We start from the raw sequence: 15,863 nt of genomic DNA, 5'->3' as shown, positions 1-15,863 counted from the left end.
TGACCTTCTGAGGGTGGAAGTTGACCTTCTGAGGGTGAAAGTTGACCTTCTGAGGATGAACGTTGACCTTCTGAGGGTGAAAGTTGACCTTCTGAGGGTGGAAGTTGACCTTCTGAAGATGAACGTTGACCTTCTGAGGGTGGAAGTTGACCTTCTGAGGGTGAACTTCCAAGTTCAAAAGTCGAAACTTGAAGTTCTAACTCCCCCTCATCCCCTTCTCCCCTGCCCCCTGCCCCCTGCCCCCTGCCTCCTGCCCCCTGCCCCCTGCCCTCATCCCCCTCATTCCCCAAAACCCTCCCCAACTCTTCCGCCCAGTTAGTATAAACCCGCATTACCACCGGCATATAATCTTGAACACCGATCGCTTTATTCTTTAAAGCTGGCACTAATCCGGCATTCACCAGGGAACTTTTGCCTACACCCGATTGCCCATGAATTACTATCAGTTTATAATCAGGGCGACCCATGCGTTCAATTAAACGTTCTACATCCAAGAGACGACCAGATGCAGCAATTTCCGGGGCAATATTTCCTTGGGGAGAGTTTGAGCGCAATGTCTCTACAAATACCTGCTTTGTAGCTTCTAACCTACCCGCACCAATAAAAGCCCGCAAGCTAAATTGTTGTTCAATAGAACGCTGTTGCTGTTTGATTTTGTATGCTTTGAGATATTCTTTCCGCTCAAAATAAAGCTGCTGCAAAAACCTGAGAATATCTAAGTAAAGCCTGACATCTTCTAGGGGATTACCCACATCTCTCGCAGTTTCTAAGCTGAGAGTTGCCTCTGTAATTTGACCTAAATGGTATTGAGAACGACCTAAAATAAATTGATATAAACTCAAGTCTTTTGATTTTAAAAATTTTTCGGGAATATCAGATAAAATCCCTGATATATTAGCTGAGTCTAGATTTGGAATTGCAGCAAAAACTTCTAATGCTTGCTTAACTAACTGATTTGCTTTCACCCAGTTTTTTTGAGCCAAAGCCACCTCAGCTAAAAAACCGTAATCTTTGGCTAATTCCCTTGGTTGCTTGTTATTTTGATGGATTACTAAAGCTTGTTCAGAAAGACTCTGCAAGATTTCCCACTTTTTAAAGTCTCGCAATATATCACCGAATTTCACTACTGCCTCAGCAATTAAATCTGGACTTTGTAACTGCTTAATAATATGTATGTACTCTTGAATATAATGCCACGTTTTCTGCCAATCTTCACAATTGATATCTTGATGCTTCAAAGCTTTGAGATAATAACAAAAGCTAATTTCACTGATGACTTTTATCTGTCTTTTTAAATTATGACTTTGCTGCCAGAGCTTATAAGCTTTGTGATAATGCTCTAATGCCGAATCTTTTTGATTATTTATCTGTTTAACAAAACCTAATAAAGATTCTAAGTTAGCTTGAATGTCTAAATTATAAATATCTGGTTTTTTAATTAAATCTCTTTGCGCTGCTTCTAACTCATTTTCCAGCTTCAAATATACATCGAAGCTAAATTTTAAGTTATTACTAAACCATTGATTAGCCGTTTCGATGATAAAATCTATTAATTGCTGTGTTGATATGGCAAAATTTCTCGTAGTTGCCCAACTTTCCAAATCTGGTGCAAGCTGTATTAGTTGCTTGTAGATTTCATCGTCAATCCACAACACTAAGGGAAAAGCAAAATTTTTGCGAAACTCTTCCCGCACTTGATTAGCGGAAGTTAACATCACAGGCAAATTCTGCACAGATTCCAAACCCACAACCATTACACAGGCTGGCATTTCTTTGCCGAATTCTTCCTGAATAACAGTATAAAGAGTCCTGTTCGATTGCTGCACCGTTAAGACACGAATTTCGACTTGACAAATTTCTTGCAATCTGGAGATTAAGCGATCGCGCAAGCTGACATAATTACACCGTGCCAAAATCAGCTTAAACTGTCCCACAGAGGATTCGATCGCCCAAGCTAATTGTTTTATAGAGCGATCGTTGTTTACATGGTCATCTTCCGGTGATTGCTGTGGACTCATAGATAATATGTTTTTCAGGTGCGGATTTTTACCATCTATTTTGACGTTGAGTCAACATATCCCGCCTTGCACTTAAGTGCAAAGCTAATAGCTGAAGTCCACTTCAGCGGACTAGTAGACTGGAAGTAATTATTAGTCCTCTTAAAAGGACTTTAGCTATTAGCCTGGGATTTTAATCCTTAGCTGGCTTCACTGTAGTTCTCTCGCCTCAGCCAAAACGGGATTAACATCAAACCAAGACTCGCCACCATCGCGATATTCAAACACAAAGCGACTGCGGATCAGTTTTTGATATCCGTTGTCATCGCTTACCTTTTTCCTTTCCTTGACATGGCGTAACAATTGCCACTCATCCTCAGAAATCGGCAACACGATCTCATTTCGCCGTGAACGAATCACTTGCTCTAAGGTTTCACGAGTTAAGGGAAGACTCATCTCTTCCATAATCCAGGTATTCAGCAGCCTCAGCACATCCCGCACATGACCACCGCTCATTTGACATAAACGCTCTAAGCTAGCAGCACTATCAAAAATCTCAGTAACTTTACTTAAACGCTCTTCTGGTTTCATGTCAGGAAAAGCTCTAGCTAGTACCAATTGCTGCATGAGTGACATTCCCTGTGTATGAACGCTACCATCAGCCCATTGTATAGGAACCATTGGTAACACCTTAGGGTCTTCTGGGAAACGCTGAGTCAGCATTCCGTAATCATCAGAAAACTTCAAAGACAAGGGCATGGTGTAAATCAGATGACAATTCAGCTTCGTCAAAAACTCACCCTGATCGACAAATAAATATTCTTGCTGCGGACGACCCCAAGGTTTGGCACGATTATCTATGCGGTCAAGATTATCGACAATTACCACCAGACCATTTTTACCCTGCTGTTTGAGTTTAGCGATCGCAGGTTCTAATAATTCTTGATTAATCGCTTCTAAGAGCTTAGTTTTCTGCGGTGCTAAATACTGATTGAGTTTTTCTCGCAGCATTGGGTCATTTTTCATCTTCGCGGTGATTTCCCCAATCCCTACAGACAAAGAAAACTTATCTTTATCTGCCGATAAACCGACATCCCCCACCACCGGAAGCTTAACTTTTCCCGCCGTCACCTCGGAGTTTAAAACTTTCCAAGCACCTTGCAGCAACTCATTAAACTTGTTGGGTGACTCCAGTGTAATTTTATCCAGACTTTGACTCACACGCCGAGCGATCGCTAGCAGCACATCAGCAATATCAACATCGGTCATTTCCAAGTCATCACTAGACTCAAAATAGACTACATGAAAACCTAACTTTTCCAGTTCTGCCTGTAACCGTAATAGTTCTGTCGATTTCCCACAACCAATATGCCCAGTAAATAAAGTGCAGGTGGGTTCATTAGGCTTAAAAAAAGTAATTTTCTGCTTCAGCTTGCCCAGAATATCACCACCTCGTACCGAGGAAAAATCTATATAATACTTGCCATCAGAGCTATTGTTGACAAACAGAGTTCTGCTGGGGTCGCTAGCCTGATAAAATTCCCGTAAATCTATGGACATAACCTGGTAGTGAAATAATCTGGTATTGTCTTAACATATCCTTGTGGAAAAGGATAAAGTTATTTACATCTTGGCATCTGAATATTTCGGAGAATTTTCGCATTTACTACCTTAAAGGCGATCGAATGACATCGCGAATTCTCTGCGTACCTCTGCGCTTACCTCAGCGTGCCTCTGCGTTTAAACTTCACCCCTCAATTCCCCACGACCTTACCCAAAACTGTAAGTAATATGAAGCAATCTGTAACAACCAAGACTTTTTTTTGATACTATTTAAGACCGGACTCTTTAAATATTGATTGACGTATGAGCAAAGGTACCCTGTTTGATAAAGTTTGGGACTTACACACCGTTGGTACACTTCCCTCAGGGCTGACGCAACTATTTATCGGGCTTCACCTAATTCATGAAGTAACCAGTCCCCAGGCTTTTGCTATGTTACGCGAAAGAGGTCTAAAAGTACTCTTTCCACAGCGTACCGTCGCCACAGTCGATCATATTGTGCCCACAGAAAATCAGGCGCGTCCTTTTGCCGATAACTTGGCAGAGGAAATGATTCAGGCGCTGGAAAATAACTGTAAAGAAAATAACATAACTTTTTACAACATTGGTTCTGGTAGCCAGGGTATAGTTCACGTCATCGCTCCCGAACTCGGACTGACTCAGCCAGGAATGACGATCGCTTGTGGAGATAGTCACACTTCCAGTCATGGTGCATTTGGTGCGATCGCATTTGGTATCGGTACTAGTCAAGTCCGAGATGTTCTCGCTTCTCAAACCCTTGCCCTCTCGAAACTGAAAGTCCGCAGAATCGAAGTTAATGGCACTCTCAACCCTGGAGTTTACGCTAAAGATGTCATTTTGCATATCATCCGCACACTTGGTGTGAAAGGTGGTGTGGGCTATGCCTACGAATTTGCAGGCACGACCTTTGAGCAAATGAATATGGAAGAGAGGATGACTGTCTGCAATATGGCGATCGAAGGCGGTGCTAGATGCGGCTACGTCAATCCCGATCGAGTCACCTACGATTACCTCAAAGGCAGAGATTTTGCACCCATTGATGCAGATTGGGATAAAGCAGTGGCTTGGTGGGATTCCATCAAGAGCGATGCTGATGCCCAATATGATGATGTGGTGATATTTGACGCTGCGGAAATTCCTCCTACCGTCACCTGGGGGATTACTCCCGGTCAAGGTATCGGTGTCCACCAGTCAGTACCTCAACCAGAAGAACTGCTAGAAGAAGACCGATTCATTGCCGAAGAAGCTTACCGCTACATGGATTTATATCCCGGTCAACCGATCAAGGGGACTAAAATAGATGTCTGCTTCATTGGTAGTTGCACCAACGGTAGAATTAGCGATTTGCGAGAAGCGGCAAAAATCGCCAAAGGTCGCCACGTTGCAGAAGGAATCAAAGCCTTCGTTGTCCCTGGTTCGGAACGGGTGAAGGAAGAGGCGGAAGCTGAAGGACTGGATAAAATCTTTCAGGAAGCCGGATTTGAGTGGCGGGAACCAGGATGTTCTATGTGCCTAGCCATGAACCCCGATAAGCTGCAAGGAAGACAAATCAGCGCTTCTTCCTCCAACCGCAACTTTAAAGGAAGACAAGGTTCCTCCTCCGGTAGGACATTATTAATGAGTCCGGCGATGGTCGCCACAGCTGCGATTAAAGGCGAAGTCTCTGATGTGCGCGAGTTGTTGTAATTTTGGGCATGGGGCATTGGGCATTGGGCATGGGGCATGGGACATGGGGCATTGGTTATAGAATTATTCTCCTTTGCCTCTCTACCCCAGTTTCCAGTCCCCAGTCCCCAGTCCCCAGTCCCCAGTCCCCAGTCCCCAATCCCTTTGTCAAGTTTTATGGTGAGTGAAGTTAAAACAGTTTCAGGGCGCGGTATACCTTTAGTGGGTAATGATATAGATACCGATCGCATCATTCCGGCGCGATATTTGAAAGCCGTTACCTTTGATGGGTTAGGTGAAGGCGCATTTATCGATGACCGGACAGCACTTAAAGGCGAACATCCCTTTGACCAACCCCAATACAAAGGCGCGAATATTTTAATAGTCAACCGTAACTTTGGCTGTGGTTCATCGCGAGAACACGCACCCCAAGCGATCGCAAAATGGGGAATCCAAGCTTTAATTGGTGAAAGCTTCGCCGAAATCTTTTTCGGTAACTGTGTGGCAATGGGTATACCTTGTCTGACAGCCGATGCTGTGACTGTTAAACAACTGCAAGATTTAGTCGCTGCCAATCCCCAAGCCGCCGTCACAGTGAATCTGGAAACCTTGCAAGTGCAAATTGGCGATTATATTGTTCCAGTTGCGATCGATGAAGGTACAAGAAGTACATTTATTTCTGGAACTTGGGACGCTTGCGGTCAGTTAGTAGCTAACGCTGACCAAGTTCGGGCAACAGCTGCAAAATTACCCTACGTCGGTTGGAGCAATTTAGCCGCGAGTTAGTATTCTCTCATTCCCTGGCTCTGCCGGGGAATGTTAATTTATAGATTTTATCTACATTATTTCAGATTTGGCATAGTAGATATATAGCCAAGTAGTTTTAGACTATGCCATTAATAAACCCTCCTCTCACTAAAGAAGATTTCATAAACTCTGGCTGGCTAGAAGTGGTTAATAGCAGCGATAGAAAAGAATGTAGTGCTTATAACAGAGTTTTCTGGAATAAGGCACAGGAAGCAAAAGAGGCAGGAAATGTTAGAGAACAGTATGTCTTTGAGATTTTGGCGTTCGTGACTGGTATTGCAATCAAGCCAGAATCAACAGAGGAGTTTTTTGCTGAAGTTTTCCAAAATCTTACTGATGAACATTTAAATTTTCTTACTGAAATTGCTCCTGAAATATCAGCTCCAGAACTTCAAGCACGAATTGCGGACATTCTCTGGGTCAAAAAGCGCAATTATCGGATGGCACAGTTAGCTGTTACAGCCTATTTACAATCTGCCACAGAATTAGAAGATCCTGAAAAATGGAGTCCGTGTTTCGAGAGGATTGAACGGGCGCTTCGGCTAGCACGCAAAATTAATCATAAATTTGAAGATGTTGTTGCACATATCGAGAAAGTTCTTGAACGCTGCAATGGAGAAGATCCAGAGTTTTTATCAGCAAAGCTTATGGAGCTTTTGCAAGAATACAAATGCGGTAATTTTAATAAATACGCTGCTCTAGCTGAGAAGGCCGCAACTTTATCAGAATCAGCGCATGATTGGCGTAGGGCAAGAAACTATTGGGAAATTAAAGCACAATGGCATCGTCTTGAAAAAGATGCAGAAGAAGAACGTGCAGCGCAAATGCAGGCGGCTGAAACCTATGTAAAAGAAGCTGAAGATAGCCTTAAAGGTACAGATGCAAGCTACCTGTGAGCGTCACATTTTATGGAGAAAGCTTTTGAAGCTTTCATGAATGTCCGAGGTACTAAGGAAGAAACTATTGCTGCAAAAGAAAAAGCTGAGGAGGTTCACAAGCTTCTTAGCCAGTATCAGGAGCAACTATTAAATGAGTTAGTTCCGATTTCTCATGAGATAGATATTAGTGTTCAGGTGGAGATAGCCAGATCGCACGTTAAAGGTAAAGAATTTTCTAATGCACTTTTTTCTTTAGCATTTCTAGGAACACCATCTAAAATGTCTCAGCTTAGACAAGAAGTCTTGGAAATAGCTGTTGAAAATCCCATATACAGCAAGTTACAGAAAGCTATCCAACTCTTAGTGCTCCTGCAATCCAAGCTGTGTTCGCGTTTGCCGCAGAGTGTCTCAAAGAGGATGTATTCTACACACCATTGCTGTTTACTGAGTCCAGGTAATGCGGTTTCTGGCGAATGAGAATTTCCCATTGCCCAGTGTGCGGCTGCTAAGGGTGCTGATAGGGCTTAGATTTATTACTTCCTGGCTTAGGTGGCAGCGTGGCCCGTAAGGATAAGCGATCGCCCCTAGCTTCCACCTTGACCCCAGTTTTGCTTGCTTTTAAGCGCTCGTTTACTGCCTCAATAGTCCATTTTATGTGCTAATTCTGAGCTAAAATTATTCCGTGCTTGCGGATAATTTTAGGTAATTTCAGATAATAATATTACCGTAAATCACGGCGGCAAAGTTATGCTTCCAATCAAAAAGCCGCCAAGTGGCGGCTTTTGAACTATGGGCAGTACCAGACTCGAACTGATGACATCCTGCTTGTAAGGCAGGCGCTCTACCAACTGAGCTAACCGCCCGTTTGACTAATCCTTAACCAATATAGCAAAACATTTCGCATTGCGCTAGTAGTTTCAAGAAAATCTTTTTTTGTCTTATACTGACTCAGTATTGGCTCAACGCCCCGCTATCGCTAACAGGATTTAGGATGCCCTCTGGTCGGACGCACGATCGCATTACTATGTATGCTCTGCCGTTGGTGGCGGGCGTTACTTTCTGGCAAACTCGCAGTAGTAATGCAACTTTGTTGGTTGCAGGCGGGTTTCTCTTTGGCGGACTGATGTTTGGCCCCGATTTGGATATTTACTCTGTGCAATTCCAGCGCTGGGGTTTCTTGCGCTGGATTTGGCTACCTTATCAAAAAAGTCTGCGGCATCGTTCTTTTTTATCCCACGGGCCGATTATCGGCACGATTCTACGGATACTTTATCTGGGGTGTTTGCTGGCTATTTTAGCAATTTTCGTTTTGGCGATCGCTCAAAGGTTATGGAATCTGAGTTTTAGTTGGCAAGATTTGGGACAAACTGTAGGGCGATCGCTCGTGCAATACGATACTGAATATATCGCTTTGTTTTTGGGGTTGGAACTCGGTGCGATGAGTCATTCTCTCAGCGATTGGGGCGGTTCGGCTTATAAGCGCTTTCAAAAACAGGGCATTCGGGGGTTGCTTCCTAGTGGCAAAATTAAGAAGCGGAAAGTTACAACTCGCGGTAGTCGTCGAGCTACAGTTAGCAGAAAGAGCAACGGTAGAACCACAAAGGACAAATGACAAATGACAAATGACAAAGTTGAGACTTTGGCGGCGTTGCAAGAATTAATTGAGGTGGTGGCGAAGTTGCGCGAGCCTGATGGTGGTTGTCCTTGGGATTTGGCTCAAACTGCTGAAACTTTGACGCCTTATGTGATTGAGGAAGCTTATGAGGTGGTGGATGCAATTAAGAGTGGGGATAAGGGTGCGATCGCAGAGGAGTTAGGCGATTTATTATTACAGGTGGTATTGCAAGCCCAAATCGCTAGTGAATCTGGGCAATTTTCTCTTAAGGAAATCGCTCAGGGGATTTCCCAAAAGTTGATTCGCCGTCATCCTCATGTGTTTGGTGATGTGTCGGTGGCCAGTGTGGATGAGGTGCGGCAAAATTGGGAACAAATCAAAGCTGCGGAAAAGGGCGAAGCATCTCCAGACGCGCAAAAATTTAGTGCTAAACTCGCTCGTTATGGACGTACCCTTCCCCCACTGATGGCAGCGATGAAAATTTCTCAAAAGGCTGCGGCGATCGGGTTTGAATGGGAAAATATTCAGGGTGTTTGGGATAAGTTTCATGAGGAGTTGAGAGAGTTCGAGCAAGCTTTAGCTGAGGAAACACCCGAACGACAAGAAGCAGAATTAGGCGATTTACTATTTGCCGTGATTCAGCTAGCGCGTTGGCATAATCTTGACCCCAGCACCGCTTTGCAAGGCACAAATCAGCGCTTTGTCCAGCGATTAGAAAAAATGGAGGCGGTTGTTGACCGTCCCCTTTCTGATTACAGTTTGCATGAATTAGAAAACTTGTGGCAACAGGCAAAAGCTCAACTGGCTAAAGAAGGGAATAGGGAATAGGGGATTGGGCATGGGGAAAGGGAAAGGGGTAAGGGGAAAAGGGGAAAGATTAAATTTATTCCTTTTCCCTTTAACCTTTAACCTTTTCCCCTGCTCCTCCTTGTCCCCCTGCTCCCTGCCCCCTGCTCCCCACTCCCTTCTTCAAGATTTTTCAGCATCAAACCACTTATCATATAGCGATTGATAAGTGCCATTTTCTTTGAGACTTAGCAAAGCCTGATTAATTGGTTTGCGGTAGGGACTGTTATTGGGCAGAATGATGCCGTAGCTTTCTTCACGCAAGATACTGCCTACAATCTCTACTTTCCCTTTGCCTTCATTGGCAGCATAGAAGAGAAGTACAGGTGCATCAAAGACTACGGCATCAGCTTTTTTTGTTTGCAAAGCATTATAAGCTTGCTCGATTTTGGTAACTTCTAAAACTGAAATCTTATGTTCTCGCAGGTAGGTGGCGGCTGTGCTACCCGCAGTTGTGGCCACTACCTTGCCGGGTAAATCGTCTATGCTCCTGATATCACCCTGAAGCTGTTGCACTGTCAAGGAGGTAGTCGCACTGGCTGTAAAGTAGGCGGCAAAAAGTACTCCGATGAACATCCAGATAATACCTACTAGGCGTCCCAGTACTCCTTTGGGCATTTCGTCAGCTTGGGTTGCTAAGGTGGCAGCTGACCACCAACAGGCTTTGAAAATGCCAGGAAAGTATGATTTGGGAATCATCCCATCTTTGTGATGACGCTCAGATAACCAAATAATGTGGGCTGCTACGATAATTAACACCAAGGCAACGCCTATTACTTGCAAAAGGCTACCGGAGAAAAACAATTGCAAAATATTTGGAAAGGCACTGCTGTTTTTCTCTGGGTTTCTCACCATGATTTGCAGCCCTCCAGCAAAAATAGGTAATGAAAAATCAAAATTCTGTTCGCGTTCGGCTGTAATTGAGATGGCTGAAATTCCCAAGTTGGCTTTGCTTTCCTTAATAGCCGAAAGCAGTTGCGGTACAGTGGAATATTCTATAAATTTAGACTCTACACCTATTTGGTTAGCGATTTTGCGCCAGAGGTCGATACTGAATCCTGATAGCTCACCTTTGTTTGATAGCACAAAGGGCGGTATAACTCGTGTAGCTACTAATAACGGTTGTTGGAGTTGTGGTTTTTGGGCTACTCCTGGGGACACCATTAACAACAATGCCAGAATTCCACCTATTAATCCTATGTAGGTATACAGTGCTAAAGAACGCTTGGTTTTGTTTTTCCGGTCATATCTGCCAATTAGGCGGTTTTTCCCAGCCATAAATTGGCGAAATCTACTAGCGATCGCATTTATCATCAGAATTCTCTCAAGGTTGTGTGCATAATCTATTTATCATGCCCACCTCATATCAAAGATCGCGTTCATCATCTCCATAAAACCGATTTTCTTCAAATTTACAAGGACTGGGGAAATAGATATTTCTTCCCTTTCCCCTTTACCCTTTAACCTTTCCCCTAAAAGTGCAAAAATATATTGGGACTGTTGCTGTAAGCATCAGGCCCCCTTTAAGCTATAAAAACATTTGCTGAAATCTACCTAATATGTTTCTTGCGGTACAACACTGTAGGTAGATTTATTGATGAATTCTTTACTTTAGGATGATATTTAGAGGTTGAGACAACTATATTGTGTCTAATTCACTTTCTAGGACTCGCGTTGTCAAGACAAACTTCTATCTTTTGAGCAATAGTTTTGAGATCGGCTTTTAGCGTACATTTGGGTTTATATTTAGCCTAATGTTTTCTCTGGTGTGCCCTTCTTAGTCTTTGCAAAGTGAGCAACATGGATGTAGACGATTTCAGTCAACAAATAGAGAGATTGCGCTCACGGGTGACAGGATTATTGCAAAGTACTGCTAGTGAGCCGTATTCACCGGAAGAACTAACAGCAGAAGCTTTTGAGGAACTGCAAATCACTTTGGAAGAACTAAAAGTTGCCTCCGAGGAACTACAAGCAACACGAATCGTAGTAGAGAAAGAACGTCAACGCTACCAAGAATTATTTGATTTTGCGCCTGATGGTTACTTGGTAACTGATACATTCGGCACTATCCTGGAAGCTAATCGTGCTGCCAGCATACAGTTCAATGTTTTACAGCGATTTTTGATTGGCAAACCGCTCCTGACTTTCATTGCCCAATCAGATCATCAAGCTTTTTTTGATTACCTGACTCAGTTGCAGCAGCTCGACCGAGGTGGAGAATGGGAAGTGTGTTTACAACCACGAGAAAAAATCTGTTTTGATGTAGCTTTGACAGTAGTTACCGTTCGTAACGAAAAAGGTCAGCCAGTTGCTTTGCGCTGGCTAATGCGTGACATTAGCCAGCGTAGGCATTTAGAGTTGCAGCGCCAGCAGTTATTTGCCAATGAGCAAGCCGCCCGAATTGCAGCCCAAGCCGCAGAAAAACGCTCTAATTTTTTAGCTGAAGCAAGTAGTGTATTGGCATCTTCTTTGGATTATCGCACTACCCTAACCAGCGTCGCGCAATTAGCAGTGCCTACTCTTGCCGATTGGTGTATTGTGGATGTCATCGAACATAATTTACCAGTCATCCCTAACCCAGTCATCGTTGCATCTGAACCAGGAAAGGGAGCACTGCTACGAGAACTCCAACAACGCTATCCAATTTCTATTGATGCTGATTACGGCCCACCGAAAGTTTTACGGACTGGTAAACCGGAACTGATTACAAACATTCTTGAGTCTTCATTACAGCAAAAGTCCTCGAACGAAGAACACTTCAGTCTCCTGTGCCAACTCCAAGTTAAGTCTGAGATGGTAGTACCACTGTTAGTACGCGAACGCAAGCTGGGGACAATTCTATTTGCATCTGCACAACCAGGACGCCATTACACTACTGTAGACCTAGAAATGGCTGAAGAACTTGCTCAACGAGCAGCATTCGCCATTGATAATGCCCAGCTTTATCGGCAAGCCCAAGAAGCTAACCGCATTAAGGAAGAGTTTTTAGCGATCGTTTCCCATGAACTTCGTACACCTCTCAATTCTATGCTGGGTTGGGTTCAACTAATACGTATTCGCAAATGGGATGAAACAACTACCTCTAAGGCATTGGAGACGATCGAGCGGAATGCCAAACTTCAAAGAAAACTGATTGAAGATATCCTGGATATCTCACGCATTGTACAAGGACAAATTCGCCTAAATATCCGTAAAATTGACCTTGTGCCGATAATTCAGGCGGCAATTGAAGCTGTACATCCCACATCTGAAATTAAAGATATTCAAGTTGAATTTGATCTTGATTCTTCAGTTGGTCAAGTTATGGGTGATGCCGAACGCCTACAACAAGTTGTCTGGAATTTGCTCTCTAATGCCGTCAAGTTCACACCTAACAAAGGGCGAGTTGAAGTGCATTTGGAACAGGTAAACTCAAATGTCCAGATAACTGTCTCTGATACAGGTAAGGGAATTAGTACTGACTTTCTACCTTATATCTTTGAGCGTTTCCGTCAAGCTGATAGCACAACTACTAGAGCAGACAATGGTTTGGGATTGGGGCTAGCAATCGTACACCATTTAGTAGAAATGCACTCAGGCACAGTCTGCGCAGTTAGTGAAGGGGAAGGAAAGGGAGCAAAATTTACAGTGTTGTTGCCTCTGGTAGAACCGCAACCAGAACAGTTAATTAAAGAAAGTAAAGAAAAAGTCGAGAATCTCTCAATACTCAACGGCTTGCAAATACTTGTTGTCGATGACAATGCCGATACACGGGAGTTAATTACCTTCATTCTTGAAAAGTCTGGAGGGCAGGTGACGGCAGTTAGCTCAGTAGGTGAAGCTCTAGAAGCACTAAAACGATTAAAACCAGATGTTCTAATAAGTGATATTGGAATGCCAGATGAGGATGGTTATTCCCTGATTCGGAAAGTGCGGGTGCACGAAACAGAGCAAGAGGAGAAGATTCTAGCTGTAGCACTAACGGCATTTGCTAGAGAAGAAGAACACACGCTAGCTTTGGAAGCCGGATTCCAAGTTCATGTATCCAAGCCAATTGAGCCAGAAGAGTTGGTGAAAGTGGTAGCGAACCTTACCAAAAATAGCAAACAAGTTTAATGCACAATTAAGCTTTTGGTAACAAATGCGATCGCCAAAGCTACAAATGAGTTCGCAAAAGCTACAATTGCGTTCGCCAAAGCTACAAATGCGTTCGCAAAAGCTACAAATGAGTTCGCAAAAGCTACAATTGCGTTCGCCAAAGCTGCAATTGAGTTCGCAAAAGCTACAATTGCGATCGCAAAAGCTACAATTGAGTTCGCAAAAGCTACAATTGCGATCGCCAAAGCTACAAATGAGTTCGCAAAAGCTACAATTGCGATCGCATCTGTAGTAGAAGTAGATGCAGACAGGTTTGCTCAAATGCTTCCACAAAGGGCAGAGTAAGTTGGCTTCTTTTTCTACACCTGTGTGATTTCAAGTATATCTTGGTTCTTGTCAGATTTTGGTGATGATGAAAGGTTACGCGCTTTAAGGCAGAAGGCAGGAGGCAGAGGGCAGAAGGGTTTAAAACGTTTTCTTATCCGGGCGTGGGATTTGTGACTTCAAGGGGCGATCGCTTACGGCTTTCAAGTGATGCAGATGTTCTATAATCCTTGCTATGCTTCAATTGTGGGAATTTTTCCTTCCTCTTCCTTCTGCCTTCTGCCTTACCCCAACCAAGATCACCAAAAGTTGCCAAGAACCTATATCTTTGCCGATCGTTAAAGCATAACCTTGCCGCAGGCAAATCGGAAATGCTCATTCTTTTGTAAGCCTGCTTCCACCTAAAAACAACGCTTTCAAGCATAATATTGCCGACATTGAAATTTTAAAGGTTAAAATACTTAAATCAGGAAGCAATATCTACGACGGGCTACGCCTACGCACCTTTGGGCTAAGATCAAACTACTCATCGATTAACCTTCTGGCACTGCCATGAGCATCTCTCAACCACCGAAACTATCCTGTCTACCAACAAAGCTACCCATTGATGGTGCAGTGCGGATTGATTTAGAGGAAGGTATTCCAGTTTTTCGGGCATCCAGCACTGTCCAAAGTCGCATTGAAGAACTATTGGCAAAACAGCAAGCAACTTCACTGAGTACAGAAGAAGAACAAGAACTTGATTGCTACGAAGAAATTGATGATTATTTAAGCTTTGTCAATCGTACAATTCGTAATTTATCCCTTGCGTCAACTCAGTCAGCATCCTAAATTGTGTCCTCTCGTAGTAAAATCCCTGAAGCTATCCAAAAGCAGGTACGTCAACGAGCCAAGTACCTATGTGAGTATTGTCATGCCTCTGAACAATGGCAGTATGTACAGTTCACCGTAGACCATGTTATACCCTTGTCATTAGGTGGAACAGATAATTTAGAAAATCTGGCGTTGGCTTGCTTTCACTGCAATCGCAGAAAGACAAATCGGCTGACAGCAACTGACCCTCTATCTGGAGAAGAAGTTTCATTATTTAATCCACGACAGTGTAACTGGAGTGAGCATTTTATTTGGTCTGCCGATGGACTATTAATTGTGGGTTTGACAGCTACAGGACGAGCAACAGTCACCGCATTAAGCTTGAACCGGGAACGGGCGATCAATATTCGTGAGGCTGATAAAGAAATTGGTCGGCATCCACCAATGGATGATCCGATACAAGCAAAATTTGAGCAAGGCGAATAGGAAGAAAACCTTGTATCTCAGTCTATGACCAAGCCTGGATACTTGAGATATAAAAAAGTCCGTTCTACATTGCAGCAAGCACAGACAAATTTCTCTGGGTAGGCAGATTCATCACTCAGAATGGTCAAGATCTAGTTTAATTAAATGTCAAATTTTTAAACCATAACTTTGCCGGGGAAGTTTTCAACCATAAGGTTGCCGTTGCGGCAATATTATGCTTTAAATTACACAATTGTGACTTTACCCATAACTTTGCCGCCTCTGGAAGCATAACTTTGCCGCCTACAACACTATAACCCTCATTCTTGCGTGAGCTAATTTTGGATGAAATTGGCAGCTTGGAACCATAACTTTGCCGCTAGTCCGAATTGGAAGGATAAGCTTGCCGTGAGTCCAATCAAGCATAGAAACCAAGAAAGCGCCGAATTTTTTTACAATGGAGCAGAAGCGGTTCATGCTGATATGGGATAGAGACTTTCGGCTATCCATCTGTTCTGAGTAACTACTGGAGTATTAGAAGATCCTCCTAACCAGTGAGAACAATAGCCTAAACTGGATTGCCAGTCTAACCAAAGTAGTTGGCGATGACAATGAGGCCAATTGTGCAGAAGAGAATATTGATGTATTAAACAAACTCTGACATCTTGAAATTTTTCTCGAAATTTCCATCTATGGCAGCTATCTTAATTCACAGTGAGGAATATGTTGACTTAACGTTTAAGGTGATTTCTAGGAAAGAATTTACCAATGGAGGTAAAATGTACCCTTGAT

Annotated in this window: 12 protein-coding genes, 1 tRNA gene and 1 pseudogene; 10 read left to right on the top strand and 4 right to left on the bottom strand. The window is 43.3% G+C overall.

Annotation, left to right across the window (positions count from 1 at the left end; all coding sequences use genetic code 11):
* Positions 1–2,018, bottom strand: a pseudogene (locus tag RM368_RS35255) (ribosome assembly protein 4); the annotation flags it as partial.
* Between the two features lie 189 nt (positions 2,019–2,207).
* The gene (locus tag RM368_RS35250; protein WP_322698362.1) at positions 2,208–3,557 is read right to left on the bottom strand and encodes a P-loop NTPase fold protein; all 1,350 of its coding nucleotides are present in this window, start codon (positions 3,555–3,557) and stop codon (positions 2,208–2,210) included.
* Between the two features lie 306 nt (positions 3,558–3,863).
* Between RM368_RS35250 and leuC the strand changes: the two genes are divergently transcribed.
* The 4 genes from leuC (at position 3,864) to RM368_RS35230 (ending at position 7,408) form a co-directional block, all read left to right on the top strand.
* Positions 3,864–5,267, top strand: a complete 1,404-nt coding sequence (gene leuC, locus RM368_RS35245) for a 3-isopropylmalate dehydratase large subunit (RefSeq protein ID WP_322698361.1) — start codon at positions 3,864–3,866, stop codon at positions 5,265–5,267.
* Positions 5,268–5,423: 156 nt separating this feature from the next.
* Complete coding sequence (gene leuD / locus RM368_RS35240; RefSeq protein WP_322698360.1) at positions 5,424–6,032, top strand: 3-isopropylmalate dehydratase small subunit; 609 nt, start codon at positions 5,424–5,426, stop codon at positions 6,030–6,032.
* A 104-nt stretch (positions 6,033–6,136) separates the two neighbouring features.
* The gene (locus RM368_RS35235; protein WP_322698359.1) at positions 6,137–6,949 is read left to right on the top strand and encodes a hypothetical protein; all 813 of its coding nucleotides are present in this window, start codon (positions 6,137–6,139) and stop codon (positions 6,947–6,949) included.
* A gap of 12 nt (positions 6,950–6,961) precedes the next feature.
* Complete coding sequence (locus tag RM368_RS35230) at positions 6,962–7,408, top strand: hypothetical protein (RefSeq protein ID WP_322698358.1); 447 nt, start codon at positions 6,962–6,964, stop codon at positions 7,406–7,408.
* Between the two features lie 313 nt (positions 7,409–7,721).
* Here RM368_RS35230 and RM368_RS35225 read toward each other — a convergent pair.
* Positions 7,722–7,794, bottom strand: a tRNA-Val gene (locus RM368_RS35225).
* A 128-nt stretch (positions 7,795–7,922) separates the two neighbouring features.
* On the opposite strand from RM368_RS35225, the gene RM368_RS35220 reads away from it, so the two are divergent.
* Both RM368_RS35220 and mazG read left to right on the top strand, forming a co-directional pair.
* Positions 7,923–8,543: a metal-binding protein gene (locus RM368_RS35220; RefSeq protein ID WP_322698357.1), complete on the top strand. Its 621-nt coding sequence runs from the start codon at positions 7,923–7,925 to the stop codon at positions 8,541–8,543.
* Between the two features lie 3 nt (positions 8,544–8,546).
* Positions 8,547–9,374: a nucleoside triphosphate pyrophosphohydrolase gene (mazG, locus tag RM368_RS35215; protein ID WP_322698356.1), complete on the top strand. Its 828-nt coding sequence runs from the start codon at positions 8,547–8,549 to the stop codon at positions 9,372–9,374.
* Positions 9,375–9,515: 141 nt separating this feature from the next.
* Here mazG and RM368_RS35210 read toward each other — a convergent pair whose 3' ends face one another.
* A complete protein-coding gene (locus tag RM368_RS35210; protein WP_322698355.1) occupies positions 9,516–10,706 on the bottom strand; it encodes a transporter substrate-binding domain-containing protein in 1,191 nt (396 codons plus the stop codon).
* 486 nt (positions 10,707–11,192) lie between these two features.
* Here RM368_RS35210 and RM368_RS35205 point away from each other — a divergent pair, with 486 nt between their 5' ends.
* The 4 genes from RM368_RS35205 (at position 11,193) to RM368_RS35190 (ending at position 15,092) form a co-directional block, all read left to right on the top strand.
* Positions 11,193–13,487 (top strand): ATP-binding protein, encoded by a 2,295-nt coding sequence (locus RM368_RS35205; protein WP_322698354.1) that lies wholly within the window; start codon positions 11,193–11,195, stop codon positions 13,485–13,487.
* Between the two features lie 46 nt (positions 13,488–13,533).
* Positions 13,534–13,761: a hypothetical protein gene (locus tag RM368_RS35200; protein WP_322698353.1), complete on the top strand. Its 228-nt coding sequence runs from the start codon at positions 13,534–13,536 to the stop codon at positions 13,759–13,761.
* 584 nt (positions 13,762–14,345) lie between these two features.
* Positions 14,346–14,624, top strand: a complete 279-nt coding sequence (locus tag RM368_RS35195; protein WP_322698352.1) for a hypothetical protein — start codon at positions 14,346–14,348, stop codon at positions 14,622–14,624.
* A 3-nt stretch (positions 14,625–14,627) separates the two neighbouring features.
* Positions 14,628–15,092, top strand: coding sequence for an HNH endonuclease signature motif containing protein (locus RM368_RS35190; protein WP_322698351.1), 465 nt, complete (start codon positions 14,628–14,630; stop codon positions 15,090–15,092).
* The last annotated feature ends 771 nt before the right edge of the window (positions 15,093–15,863 follow it).

Source organism: Nostoc sp. DedSLP03 (assembly GCF_034530815.1).
Lineage (GTDB): Bacteria > Cyanobacteriota > Cyanobacteriia > Cyanobacteriales > Nostocaceae > Nostoc.
This window is presented reverse-complemented; position numbering and strand designations above follow the sequence as displayed.

Bases quoted from the DNA above. Each gene is read 5' to 3' on its own strand.
- RM368_RS35250 (WP_322698362.1), bottom strand. From the start codon at position 3,557: ATGTCCATAGATTTACGGGAATTTTATCAGGCTAGCGACCCCAGCAGA.
- leuC (WP_322698361.1), top strand. From the start codon at position 3,864: ATGAGCAAAGGTACCCTGTTTGATAAAGTTTGGGACTTACACACCGTT.
- leuD (WP_322698360.1), top strand. From the start codon at position 5,424: ATGGTGAGTGAAGTTAAAACAGTTTCAGGGCGCGGTATACCTTTAGTG.
- RM368_RS35235 (WP_322698359.1), top strand. From the start codon at position 6,137: ATGCCATTAATAAACCCTCCTCTCACTAAAGAAGATTTCATAAACTCT.
- RM368_RS35230 (WP_322698358.1), top strand. From the start codon at position 6,962: ATGGAGAAAGCTTTTGAAGCTTTCATGAATGTCCGAGGTACTAAGGAA.
- RM368_RS35220 (WP_322698357.1), top strand. From the start codon at position 7,923: ATGCCCTCTGGTCGGACGCACGATCGCATTACTATGTATGCTCTGCCG.
- mazG (WP_322698356.1), top strand. From the start codon at position 8,547: ATGACAAATGACAAAGTTGAGACTTTGGCGGCGTTGCAAGAATTAATT.
- RM368_RS35210 (WP_322698355.1), bottom strand. From the start codon at position 10,706: ATGATAAATGCGATCGCTAGTAGATTTCGCCAATTTATGGCTGGGAAA.
- RM368_RS35205 (WP_322698354.1), top strand. From the start codon at position 11,193: ATGGATGTAGACGATTTCAGTCAACAAATAGAGAGATTGCGCTCACGG.
- RM368_RS35200 (WP_322698353.1), top strand. From the start codon at position 13,534: ATGAGTTCGCAAAAGCTACAATTGCGTTCGCCAAAGCTACAAATGCGT.
- RM368_RS35195 (WP_322698352.1), top strand. From the start codon at position 14,346: ATGAGCATCTCTCAACCACCGAAACTATCCTGTCTACCAACAAAGCTA.